The organism is Staphylococcus sp. HMSC065D05 (genome assembly GCF_001813195.1).
Classification (GTDB): Bacteria; Bacillota; Bacilli; order Staphylococcales; family Staphylococcaceae; genus Staphylococcus; species Staphylococcus epidermidis.
Window position 1 is genome coordinate 1 of record NZ_KV811745.1, and the last position, 12,103, is coordinate 12,103.

Annotated in this window: 11 protein-coding genes; all 11 read right to left on the reverse strand. The window is 33.0% G+C overall.

The genetic code is table 11. The features are described from left to right. Nucleotides 1–515 precede the first annotated feature (515 nt). The 11 genes from lysS to divIC all read right to left on the reverse strand — a co-directional run bounded on the left by lysS (nucleotide 516) and on the right by divIC (nucleotide 12,080). Nucleotides 516–2,003 carry a lysine--tRNA ligase gene (gene lysS / locus HMPREF2897_RS04760; RefSeq protein WP_002458687.1) on the reverse strand — a complete coding sequence of 496 codons (1,488 nt, stop codon included), beginning with the start codon at nucleotides 2,001–2,003 and terminating at the stop codon, nucleotides 516–518. 346 nt (nucleotides 2,004–2,349) lie between these two features. Beyond that, entirely contained in the window at nucleotides 2,350–2,829 is a 480-nt protein-coding gene (folK, locus tag HMPREF2897_RS04765; protein ID WP_070592751.1) for a 2-amino-4-hydroxy-6-hydroxymethyldihydropteridine diphosphokinase, read from the reverse strand. After that, nucleotides 2,830–3,195, reverse strand: a complete 366-nt coding sequence (gene folB, locus HMPREF2897_RS04770) for a dihydroneopterin aldolase (RefSeq protein WP_001832204.1) — start codon at nucleotides 3,193–3,195, stop codon at nucleotides 2,830–2,832. Beyond that, the gene (gene folP / locus HMPREF2897_RS04775; RefSeq protein WP_070592752.1) at nucleotides 3,188–3,991 is read right to left on the reverse strand and encodes a dihydropteroate synthase; all 804 of its coding nucleotides are present in this window, start codon (nucleotides 3,989–3,991) and stop codon (nucleotides 3,188–3,190) included. The genes folB and folP overlap by 8 nt, the downstream gene beginning before the upstream one ends. Before the next feature lie 295 nt (nucleotides 3,992–4,286). Then, a complete protein-coding gene (cysK, locus tag HMPREF2897_RS04780; protein ID WP_001832242.1) occupies nucleotides 4,287–5,219 on the reverse strand; it encodes a cysteine synthase A in 933 nt (310 codons plus the stop codon). Nucleotides 5,220–5,555: 336 nt separating this feature from the next. After that, nucleotides 5,556–6,437 (reverse strand): Hsp33 family molecular chaperone HslO, encoded by an 882-nt coding sequence (gene hslO / locus HMPREF2897_RS04785; RefSeq protein WP_001832190.1) that lies wholly within the window; start codon nucleotides 6,435–6,437, stop codon nucleotides 5,556–5,558. A 254-nt stretch (nucleotides 6,438–6,691) separates the two neighbouring features. Continuing rightward, the gene (gene ftsH, locus HMPREF2897_RS04790) at nucleotides 6,692–8,794 is read right to left on the reverse strand and encodes an ATP-dependent zinc metalloprotease FtsH (RefSeq protein ID WP_001832199.1); all 2,103 of its coding nucleotides are present in this window, start codon (nucleotides 8,792–8,794) and stop codon (nucleotides 6,692–6,694) included. Nucleotides 8,795–9,068: 274 nt separating this feature from the next. Beyond that, nucleotides 9,069–9,608 (reverse strand): hypoxanthine phosphoribosyltransferase, encoded by a 540-nt coding sequence (gene hpt / locus HMPREF2897_RS04795; RefSeq protein WP_001832216.1) that lies wholly within the window; start codon nucleotides 9,606–9,608, stop codon nucleotides 9,069–9,071. After that, nucleotides 9,608–10,906, reverse strand: a complete 1,299-nt coding sequence (tilS, locus tag HMPREF2897_RS04800; protein ID WP_002447894.1) for a tRNA lysidine(34) synthetase TilS — start codon at nucleotides 10,904–10,906, stop codon at nucleotides 9,608–9,610. Before tilS ends, hpt begins: the two co-directional genes overlap by 1 nt. A 277-nt stretch (nucleotides 10,907–11,183) precedes the next feature. Continuing rightward, complete coding sequence (locus HMPREF2897_RS04805) at nucleotides 11,184–11,585, reverse strand: S1 domain-containing RNA-binding protein (RefSeq protein WP_002457104.1); 402 nt, start codon at nucleotides 11,583–11,585, stop codon at nucleotides 11,184–11,186. Nucleotides 11,586–11,678: 93 nt separating this feature from the next. After that, nucleotides 11,679–12,080, reverse strand: coding sequence for a cell division protein DivIC (divIC, locus tag HMPREF2897_RS04810; RefSeq protein ID WP_001832241.1), 402 nt, complete (start codon nucleotides 12,078–12,080; stop codon nucleotides 11,679–11,681). Nucleotides 12,081–12,103 lie beyond the last annotated feature (23 nt).

Below are 12,103 nucleotides of genomic sequence, written 5' to 3' on the forward strand. Positions count from 1 at the left end.
AGGTGTGACCTCCTTGCCATTGTCACCAGACAAAATTAACTTACTTATTTAATGATACACACTTTTAAAAGCTAATGCAACAGTTAATTTTACACTTTGTTAAAATTTTCTTTGCAATTGCATAACATATCGTTCTCGTTTTTGACGACTTTTATATGTTACTTCACTTATCAATATATGTCAACACTTTTTATGCTATTTTGATATTTTTTGTATCAAATAGAGAAATTCTCTCTTTTCACTTCAAATATTCTAGCATATATTAGTTTTGATTGCTATATGACTATTTTAGCAATTTTGTTATATAATCCTCTATTTATAACTTTATACATCTTTCTCCTTATATGTATTCTTAATCGAGTTTAATCCGTAATTTTTCACGGGTATAATTTCAAGCTAGAAAAATAGGCGCTGCCTTTAAATATTAAGAAGGCAGCGCCAAAACATAATCAATACAATTAAATTTGTAAACATTATGATGGTTTGTAATTTTAAACAATTATCACTAATATAATCTATTTTTGTCTCATGTATGGGAATAGTAATACGTCTCTAATTGACGGTGAATCAGTTAATAGCATTACTAATCTGTCGATACCGATACCTAGACCACCAGTTGGAGGCATTCCGTACTCTAATGCTTCGATGTAATCTTCATCCATATCATGCGCTTCATCATTTCCTTGTTCTTTTTCAACAAGTTGCGCTTCAAAACGTTGACGTTGATCAATCGGGTCGTTTAATTCCGTGAAGGCATTTGCATGCTCTCTTCCTACAATAAATAATTCAAAACGATCAGTAAATCTTTCATCATTTGGATTTTTCTTTGCTAACGGTGAAATTTCAATAGGGTGTCCATAAATAAACGTTGGTTGAATAAGTGTTTCTTCAACTTTCTGTTCAAAAAATTCATTTAATATATGGCCATATTTCATATTTTCAGTAATTTCAATATCATGTTCTTTTGCTAATCTAATCGCTTCTTCATCAGAATTAACATTATAAAAATCTACACCGGTAGCTTCTTTAACAGCATCAACAATGTGAAGTCGTTTCCATGAAGATTCTAAGTCAATTTCTTCACCATTATATTGTACTTTAGCTGACCCAAAAACTTCTTGAGCAATATGTCTGACCATATTTTCAGTTAAATCCATTATATCATGATAATCAGCATAAGCTTCATACAATTCAATCATTGTAAATTCAGGGTTATGTCTTGTAGACACACCTTCATTACGAAAGACTCTGCCTATCTCGTAGACTTTTTCAAGACCTCCGACAATTAATCTTTTCAAATGTAGTTCTATAGCTATACGCATATAAAGAGTAGCATCTAAAGCGTTATGATGCGTAACAAATGGTCGTGCAGCAGCACCTCCAGCAATTTGGTGCATCATTGGTGTTTCTACTTCCAAGAATCCTTGTTTATTTAAATAGTTTCTCATTTCTTGAATTATTTTACTACGATTAATAAACGTTTGCGTACTATCTTCATTTGTAATTAAATCTAAATAACGTTGTCGATATCTTTGTTCTATATCTTGTAAACCATGGAACTTATCAGGTAAAGGTCGTAATGATTTGGATAGTAAAGTAAACGACTTAGCTTTGACAGAAATCTCGCCCGTATTAGTTTTAAACATGACACCTTCAACACCTATAATGTCACCTAAGTCAGCCATTTTCCAAATGTTAAATTGATCATCTCCAACTTGATCTTTTCTTACATAAATTTGAATTTGGCCTTTCAAGTCTTGAATATGTGCAAATCCCGCTTTACCTTTACCACGTTTAGTCATAAGACGACCTGCAATTGACACGTGGCTTTCGTCTTCTTTTTCATGCAATTCTTCCTTAGAGAATTGGTCCCACTGTTCTTTTAACTCACTTGAAGTAGATGAGCGATCGAATCGATGACCAAAAGGATCAATCCCTAAATCAATTAATTCTTGTAATTTTTGACGACGAACTTGCATTTGGTCGTTCATTTCTTCTGACATAAAATTCTCTCCTTTGAACTTTGATTTATCAATTTATTGTTCCATGTCTTTCTGTTGAAAACTTTAGGAGCTATATATTGTTTCCCAATCAGTTTTAATTTATATTTAAGCCTTTCATTATTTCCTTCTTATCTTCATATGTATTGTTATTCCATGAAGGTTGATATTGCATCTAATCAAAGCAAATATGCTCACTTTATTATTCTACAAGACCATCAAAATGTAATAAAGTAATTTATATTTTCATCGAATAGTTGCAAGCTTTATAAACTTATTGATTAGCAATATATGAATTTCTTTCATTAAAAGTTTCATTTAAGTTTTAAAACCATATTACTATACTTTATTAATCCTTATATTTTTTCACGCTATTATCAGTTACTACTAGTTGCCCGATACTTTTATTAGAGATCGGTTCTATTTGGTTAGTAGCTATATCATTTAATGGGATAAGAACAAACGAACGTTCTTTCATTCTAGGGTGCGGCACTGATAAATTATCTTGTTCAATAATTTGATCACCAAACAGTAGTATATCTATATCTAAAGTTCTAGGCCCCCAACGTATTTCTCTTTTACGATGAAGTTGTTGTTCCGTTGTTAAACAACATTTTAACAAAGATTGTGGATTCAATTCAGTCTCTATCTCAATGCACAAGTTTAAGAATTTCGGTTGATTAGTATATCCCACTGGTTCAGTCTCATAAATATGAGAAACTTGAGTTACTTGAATACCTTGATAGTCATGAAGTATTTTAATAGCCTCATTGAGTTGTAGTTCTCTATTTCCAATATTGCTCCCTAATCCTAAATAAGCTTTAACCATTTAGTCATTCTCCCTCACTATTTCAATCCCAACACCATCGTAATGACCAGGAATAGGTGGGTTTTCTTTAGTGATTCTAACTTTCGTTTCCATTACACGATTATAGTGTGAATTTATATGTTTTGCAATACGTTCAGCCAGATGCTCAATTAAGCATGAACGTGGCCCTTCAACAATAGACTTTACATCTTTATAAACCTCTCCATAATTTACAGTATCTTTTACATCATCTGATTGACCTGCATAACTAAGATCAACCTTTAAAGTAATATCAACAACAAAAATTTGTCCAATATCATTTTCTGCAGCTAATACTCCATGATAACCATAAAAACGCATTCCATTAAGAAAGATGATGTCATTCATATTCATTCTCCTTTAGAAAATCCATACTTTGGGCTAGTCGCGTATTTAATAATACATTATGAACTCGAACCCCACGAACGCCTTTCATTATACCATAAGCCGTTGTAGCTGCAGTTGCCTCATCTCTATCTGAAGGAGAAGAATCTTGATTCATCATTTCTTTAATGTATCTTTTTCGACTTGTTGCAAGTAAAACTGGATATTCGGTCGCTACTAATTCATCTAATCTTGCCATTACTTCATTTCCTTCTTCTCGTGTTTTAGCAAAACCTATTCCAGGATCTAACCAGATTTTATTATGTGGTATACCGGCTAGTTCAGCCTTATTCGCTTGCGCAAGTAATGATACAAGCATCTCTTCAACAACAGGTTTATCTCTATGACCGTCACCATTATGCATAAGTACAATTTCAGCACCGTATTGAGATACCACATTAAACATATTCGAATCAAATAGGCCTGCCCACTGATCATTAATCATTGAAACACCAAGTTTAAGACAAGCTTCCGCAACTTCACTTCGAAATGTATCAACCGAAATTTGCACATCATATTTAACGATAGACTCAACCACAGGCAATACACGATTCATTTCTTCTTTAAGCGATACTTCTTTATGCGATACTTCTTTATGACCTGGTCGTGTTGAGACACCTCCAACGTCTATGATGTCTACACCTTCATCTATCATCTCTTTAGCACGCTTCACAGCTTGATCAACTGAGTGGTACTGTCCTCCGTCAGAAAATGAGTCAGGTGTCACATTTAATATCCCCATTATTTTTGTTTTAATCATAATTTCACCTTTTTCAATAATATACTCTTAGATTTTTTTAATTTTCAATAATAACTACATTACTAAACACATCTGCTACTTCATGATATCATTCATTTCAATAAGTTTTGAGTATATATTATCGGCATATTAAAAAAAGGTAGCCGATTTTAGATAGAAGCTACAATATTGGTTGGTCTGATTAAATAAAAAACGAAGATTTATTTTATAAAAAGTTGAAAAATCAACGTGAAATACACGCTATTTTAAAACTTTAGAAACAAATCTTCGTCCAAAATGATTTTTAGTTTAGTTTTTAATTATCAAATGAATATAATGGTGTTGATAAGTAACGTTCCCCATTACTTGGTAATACTGTTACAACTGTTTTACCTTTACCTAATTCTTTTGCTTTTTGAATAGCAGCATATATTGCAGCACCAGATGAAATACCTGCTAATATACCTTCTTCTCTAGCAACACGACGTGCCATATCCATAGCAGTATCATTACCTACTTTGATGATGCTGTCATAAACTTCTGTATTTAAAGTATCAGGTACGAAACCTGCTCCCAATCCTTGTAATTTATGAGGGCCTGGTTCACCACCGCTTAATACTGGAGAAGCTTCAGGTTCAATAGCTACTATTTCCACATTTGGATATTCTTTCTTCAATACTTTACCAACACCAGATAACGTACCACCAGTTCCTACACCAGCTAAAAATGCATCAATTTGTCGACCTTCAAATTGTTCAACTAATTCTGGTCCAGTTGTAAGTTCATGAATTTCAGGATTTGCTGGATTTTCGAATTGTTGTGGTTCAAAATAGCCGTGCTCTTCTTTTAATTCTTTAGCTTTTTTTATTGCACCTTTCATAGCTTCAGATCCTGGTGTTAATACTAGTTCAGCACCATAAGCTTTTAATAAGTTACGGCGCTCTTGGCTCATTGTTTCAGGCATTGTAAAAACTGCTTTGTACCCCTTGGCAGCACATACAAATGCTAGACCTATACCAGTGTTACCACTCGTAGGCTCAACGATTGTATCACCAGGTTTAATTTTCCCTTCACGCTCAGCTTTTTCAATCATCGCTAAAGCGATACGATCTTTTACCGAACCACCTGGATTTTGATATTCTAACTTAACATAAATATCAGCTGCATCATCATCAACAACGTTTCTTAATTTGACTACAGGTGTATTCCCAATAATTTGTGTAACATAATCTACAGGTTTTTGTGCCATCCAAAACACTCCTTTTAGTTTTACAATTTATCAATACTTAGTTTTTTTATCGGATATAACTTTATTCTATCAGAATTTTCTAAAAAGACAAACCGTATAGTCTTACTATAAATAAAACTATATACTACTTTGGTCTTTACTATAAGACATTTCCTACAAAAGATTAAGTTAAACGTAAAAAAAGATAGTCGAACGAAAGTGAGGACAACAAATAATCCTCCTTTTCGACGACTTTTACATTACTATATGACTAACTTCTATTAAAATTGAGTGCATAACTTTTAAAATTTATATCCAGTTTGTTTTATAAATTATATTAACTCATCATTTTTTGAACTATTTCATTGTTTCTAATAAATCTTCTAATTCACTTTCACTATACTGATATTTATTACCACAGAAGTGACATACAGCTTCAGCTCCATGATCCTCTTTAATCATGCTATGAATTTCTGCCTCTCCTAAACCTTTAATAGCATTTAAAAATTTCTCATGACTACAATTACATTCAAATTGCGCTGACGTTGAATTTAAAATTTGAACATTACCTTCACCCAAAATTTCATTTAATATTCCTTCAGGTGTAAGTCCTTGCTCAATTAATTTCGATACAGGTTGCATTTGACTAATGGCTTCTTCTAATTTAGTCACCGTTTCATCAGTAGCACCTGGCATAACTTGAATAATAAATCCTCCCGCTGCTTTGATTGAGTTGTCTGGATTAACTAATACACCCAATCCTACTGATGATGGTGTTTGTTCACTTGTGGCATAGTAGTATGTGAAATCATCTCCTAGCTCACCTGATACTATTGGACTCGCACCAGAAAAGTAGTCTTTCATTCCAACATCTTTAACAACCTGAATGGAACCATCAGTACCAACTGCTCGCCGTACATCCAATTTACCTTGATCGTTGAGTGGAAAATGCGTTTGTGGATGGTCTACATATGCACGAACATTTCCTTGAGCATCTGCGTCAGCAATAATTCTGCCAATTGGACCTTTGCCATCAACAGTAACTGTTAACTTTTGATTTCCTTTTAACATTGCACCCATCATAACAGTAGCTGTCATAGTTCTTCCCATAGCGGCAGAAGCAGTAGGCCATGTATAATGACGTGTTTGTGCTTCTTGTACTGACTCTGTTGTGATTGCAGCATATGCTCTTATTTCCCCACCGTATGCTAAACCTCTCACTATATAATCATGTGTCATTGTTAAATCTCCTTTTTAAAAATAATCTATAATTTAAAACTTTTTATTTTTTAATACTGATTGGTTATTATACATCTCTTATTGGCTAATATGAAATCTATTGCTCATACATGTTTATTGAGTATTATAACCATGAGAGATGATAACAATATTTTTACCAAAAGTTTAAAAATGTATTGGTATAAACTATACATAAAAAAGTCCCTTTTCACTCAATTCATACGTGAGCAAAAAGAGACTTACTAAAACTTGTACTATTGTCTATGATTTGGATCGTTAGGATTGTATGGTTTATCGATGTTCGGAGATTGTTGATGACCTGGTTCATTCGTATGTGAAGTATTATCAGCTTCTCTGTCTGTGTTGTCTTGGTTTACTTCATCTTTTTCATGGTTGTCATCATCTTCTTTATCGTCATCTTCTAACTGTTCTTTACGAATGTCGTTGTATGATTTTCCATACTTTCCATCACTATAATCACTATTTTCATTTTTCACAACTTTTGCAGAGTCATAATCTACTTCTGGTAAAACACCATCATAGAATAATGATTGAATTTGTTCTGCAACTAATGTTTCTTCTGAAAGTAGTGTTTTAGCAATTAACTTAAGTTGTTCTTCATGTTCTAACAAGATTTGTTTACAACGTTCATATTGCTCTTTAACAATTCGTTGAACTTCTTTGTCAATTTCATAAGCAATTTGACCAGAATAATTCGGCTCACCTTGCATATCTTTACCAAGGAATACTTGTCCACCACTATTGCTTGAGAATTGTAATGGTCCTAATTTCTTACTCATACCATATTCTGTAACCATAGATCTTGCAATTTGCGTTGCTCGTTCAAAGTCATTCGAAGCACCTGTTGATACTTCACCAAAGTTAATATCCTCAGATACTCGTCCACCTAATAAACCACATATTTTGTCGAGTAATTCTGGTTCTGTCATTAAGAAGCGATCTTGTTTTGGTAACATCATTGCATAACCGCCTGCTTGTCCACGAGGGACAATTGTTACCTTGTGTACAATTTCAGCTTCATCAAGCACCATACCGATGATAGTATGACCTGCTTCGTGATGCGCTACAATATTACGTTCTTTTTCAGAAATTACACGAGATTTTTTAGCTGGACCTGCAATAACACGGTCAGTTGCTTCTTCAATATCGCGCATATCAATTTTATTTTTACCCTCACGTGCTGCAATTAAAGATGCCTCATTTAGCAAGTTTTCTAAGTCTGCACCAGAAAAACCTGGCGTTCTTTGAGAAATAGCTTTTAAATCTACTGTTTCATCAAGAGGTTTATTTTTCGCATGCACATGAAGAATTGCTTCACGACCTTTAACATCTGGTCGTCCAACTTGAATTTGTCTATCAAAACGACCAGGACGTAACAATGCAGGGTCTAAGATATCTGGGCGGTTTGTAGCCGCAATCATAATAATACCTTCATTTTCTCCAAAACCATCCATCTCAACTAATAGTTGGTTTAATGTTTGTTCACGCTCATCATGACCGCCACCTACACCTGCACCACGTTGACGTCCAACAGCATCAATTTCATCAATAAAAATGATACATGGGGCATTTTTCTTAGCATTTTCAAATAAATCACGAACACGACTCGCACCAACACCAACAAACATCTCAACGAAGTCAGATCCACTAATTGAGAAGAATGGTGCACCAGCTTCACCTGCAACCGCACGTGCTAATAATGTTTTACCTGTACCTGGAGGCCCAACAAGTAAGACACCTTTTGGAATTCTTGAACCCATTTGTTTAAATTTCTTGTTATCTTTTAAGAAATCTACAATTTCTATTAATTCTTGTTTCTCTTCGTCAGCTCCTGCTACATCTGAGAAACGAACTCGACGTTTATTACTGTCGTACATCTTAGCTTTGGATTTTCCAAAGTTCATCATACGACCACCACCGCCGCCACCTTGGGCTTGGCTAAGGAAGAAAATAAATAATAATGCAATGATTAATACAGGAATCAGTGTCGTTAAAATACTAACGAATACACTTTGTTTTTCTTCTTCTTTAACTGTAAATTTAAGATTATCTTGTTTCTTAGCTGTATCTGTGATTTTTTGTAAATCTTTTTCATTGTTATATAAAATTGTCGATGAGTAATCTTCATCTTTTTTTGTTTTACCACTTACCATATATACGTTTTGCTCTGGTTGAATTTCTAAAGTTTTTAAATCGCCTTTATTCAACTTATTAACAAACTGAGTATATGTAAGTTGTTTTGGCATATTCCCATTTCCATTTAAAAATGAAAAGAGGCCAAATATAATAACGCCAATAATTGCGATAACTAGCACATTGCGAAAAGCTTTCTGCATGCGTCATTTCCTCCTACTTCCAATAATAAAACTAACAAAAATTGTAACACAACACTTTATATTCAGGCTAGTATTTCAACTTTAGTATTGCATCTACAATTTTGTCGATTTTAAAATGCATTATTCTTTGTTTACTATCTGTTAACATTAATTATCTTAATAGTTTTAATCAATTCATAACATTTTTGAATTGTTACTTTGAGTCTACACTAAATCTACGCACAGTTCATTATACTAACATACTTATTAATTAATACAGATCCAATTTTAAAATCTATTTAGAATAAACTTCTGCTTTTAGTGTGCCTATGTATGGCAGATTTCTATATAACTCACGATAATCTAAACCATAACCAACTACAAATTCATCTGGAATCTTTTTACCAACATATTTTGCTTCGATATCAGCTTTGCGACGGTTAGGTTTATCTAATAATGTAGCTATTTCTAAAGAGTTAACTTTACGTGATTGCAATAACTCTGTAATAGATTTTAAAGTTGTACCAGTTTCTAATATATCTTCAATTATAAGTACGTCTTTATTTTCTATAGAAGCACCTAAATCTTTCAATATTTGAACTTCCCCAGTCGATTCCGTTCCACCATGATAACTTGAAACATCCATAAAATCGATTGATAAATGTGTATCAATACGTTTAATTAAGTCTGCCATAAACATGACTGATCCCTTCAAAATACCAACACAAACGAGTGGGCGATCTTTATAATCCTCAGTAATGATAGCTCCCATCTCTTTACAAATATTTTGAATGTCTTCTTCCGATAACAAAACATTCTTTAAATCCTTATGCATTATAATTCATCTCCATTATTCGAAATCAAAATAAATTCTTTAAAATTTTCTTTAACATATAAATCGCCAATAGCTAACACTGCATTTTCTTGATTAATAATGAGTGGGATGCGCTGACGTTCAGCAAGAGTCACTTTTTTATCGATAAATAAACGACTCACTTTTTTATGACCTTTTTGACCATTTAATTTATACACATCTCCATTTTGTCGGACACGCACAGTAAGCGGATATAACTGTTGTGGTAAGTCAGGATGAATATCAATTTGATAATCATTAAATTCATATGTACCTGGCTTTCTAATACATATACGGTCTAATATATATTGATCCATTTCACTTTTAGCCATTATTATTAATTTATCATATGCAATTTGAATTATCCATTCATCTGTTACGTGAATATTAAATTGAGATTTATCATTTCTAATCTGTTCAAACCACTCGTCATAAGCATGTTGTGGCATTGCTAAATGACAATCTAATTTTTCGAATAACAAATCCATAACTACGCTTTTGATATTCACATTCAATTCATTAAAAGCAGTTCTAGAAAAGGAATAGGTTAAATATTTACTTTTTGAAACTTCGTTATTGATGAACGTTTCAGCTTGTTCTTTTAACGATTGCAATTCAATATCATGCCAATCCTTAAGTTTGAGTAGCTGATGCGCGTTTAAATGCGGGTTCTCGTTAATTGCAGGTATGATGCGTTGTCTAATGTCATTTCTAACATATTTTCTATCTTGATTAGACATGTCCTCATAGTATGGAATTTGGTTCGCATACTGATACGCTAATATTTCAGTTTTTTTTAAATTTAACATAGGACGATACACTTTGTATTGATTAAAATACGACTCATATGTCATACCTAATGAATTACGTGTTGATCTCCCTGTAAACAAACGATATATAATCGTTTCAAATTGATCATCAAGATGATGAGCTGTTAACAATACATCTGCTCTTAATTGAGCTATGATATCTCCAAACCATTCATAACGACGTTGACGCGCTTCTTGTTGAATACTATTACCGTCTGCTACAATATCACTTAAGTCTAAACGCTTTATATAAATGTCAATATGATGTTGATGGCAATACTCTCTCAAAAACGCTTCTTCTTCATATGACTGTTCACGCAATCCGTGGTTAACATGAACACATGTTAATTTACGATATGTATGTTGATAGTCGTTTAATAAGCTATATAATAAACTCATACTATCAATGCCTGTTGAGACAGCCACAACAATATGTGCTTTTTTAGACCAACCATCTGTTTTGATATTCATTTATTCACCTCGTTACTTTAAATGATGCCACTAAATTGAATTCTACGTGATACAATTAAATCCGTCTTCCATAACGTAATATGACTTACTCAACATCAACAAAAATAGGAGTAGGAGAGAATTCAAAGTAATATAATTGAATTCTACCTCCCACCCCATGTGGATGTTGCATATGTTTAATCAAGGACTAAACATCTTCGTAGTGTCTTCCCACTATTTGTCAAAGTACTAAAAACATCATCACTCTGACATTAACGGTCGTTTAATCTATATCATATTAACGTCTAGAACCTTTACCGCCTCTGCGTGATTCGGTTTGACGTTTAATTGACGTTAATTTATCTTCACTATCTTTTAAGAAGTTACTTAATTTTTTCTCAAAGTCTTCAGTTTTTTGAACTGGTTTACCGTGATTAGCTTTACTGTGACGAGGCTTACGAGGGCGGTCTTTAGCTTTTTTTATTGATAAACTAATTTTACCATCATCCGCGATTGATAAAACTTTAACTTCTACTTCGTCACCTACTGATAAGTGGTCTTCAACATTTTCAACATAATTGTCGGCAACTTCACTGATATGAACTAAACCACTTTTTCCTTCAGGTAATTCTACGAATGCACCAAACTTTTTGATACCTGTAATTTTACCTTTAAGCTTGTTTCCTACTTCGATTGACATTTTCTAAATAAATCCTCCTGGTTAGATTCGATTTTATCCTTATTATATTCCTGTTCACGTAATTTCACAATGATATAATCATATTATTTTATTCTAATTGCCTTTTTCGTTTGAAGTCTTTGACTGAGAGGATTTTTTATCATCAGGTAATCTAAAAATGACTTCACCTTTATTACTTAAATAATAATCGTCTCTCGCTATTTTCTCGATATAGTCTTTATCATTTAAATTATTAAGTTTCTCTTTTAAAGCAATTTCTTCATCTTGTTGTTTTTGAAACTCAGTTTCTTTCTCTTTCCTTTCAACTGCATCTTGATCGTTATTATGTCTTTGAATGACAAGCAATACAAGTAGAATGAGGATAATCGCTAAAAGAATACCTCCGAATAAAGCAATACGTCTACGTACAACACGCATTTTCATTTTTTGTCGTTGTTTTTTCTTATTTTCTTGTGACGTATATTGGTTACCGATATGTTCTACTTTTTTATTCATTGCTTGTCACCTCCTTAAGCATT